We start from the raw sequence: 569 nt of genomic DNA on the forward strand, positions 1-569 counted from the left end.
CCCGCACCTGGAGCCGGTACGTGCCCGGCTGGTCGTACGTGACCTCGAACGAGTCGGTCCCGTCGACGAACCCGTCACCGAGTCCCGCGTCCCACGCGAAGGTGATCGCGTCGTCCTCGGGGTCGGAGGCGGTCGCCGTCGCGGTCACCGTCAGCGGGGCGGTGCCCGTCGTCGGAGTGACCTCGAACGAGTCGATGGTCGGGCGCTCGTTGTCCGTGACGCCGCGGCCGTTCGCGACCATCCAGTTGACGTTCGACTGGCCGGCGATCTGGACGAGGTACAGCGTGCCGGTACCTGACGGGACGTCGTGCAGCTCGGCCGTGATGTCCGAGTAGGTCTGCCAGGCGCCCGCGGGAACCGTGAGGCTGCCGATCTCCGGGCCCTCCGGGTCGTCCCAGCGCAGCGAGATGCTGCCACCGGGCTCCGACGCCGCGCGCAGGGTGATCGAGTCGACGTTCGCGAGCGAGATCGGCTCGTGCGCCCACCAGTCGTCCTTCTCGATGAACCCGATGTTCAGGCCGCCGCCCGCGGTGTCACCCGTGGTCTCGGTCTGCACGCCGGGGTCGCCC

At 70.8% G+C, this 569-nt stretch carries 1 protein-coding gene; it reads right to left on the reverse strand.

Annotated features, from left to right (window positions below):
* Positions 1 to 556: carbohydrate-binding protein (locus G3I78_RS47145; RefSeq protein WP_343244026.1), on the reverse strand; the 556-nt coding region annotated here is incomplete at its 3' end.
* Positions 557 to 569: the final 13 nt, after the last annotated feature.

Origin of the sequence: Streptomyces sp. SID13726, assembly GCF_010548375.1 — a bacterium.
GTDB lineage: Bacteria > Actinomycetota > Actinomycetes > Streptomycetales > Streptomycetaceae > Streptomyces.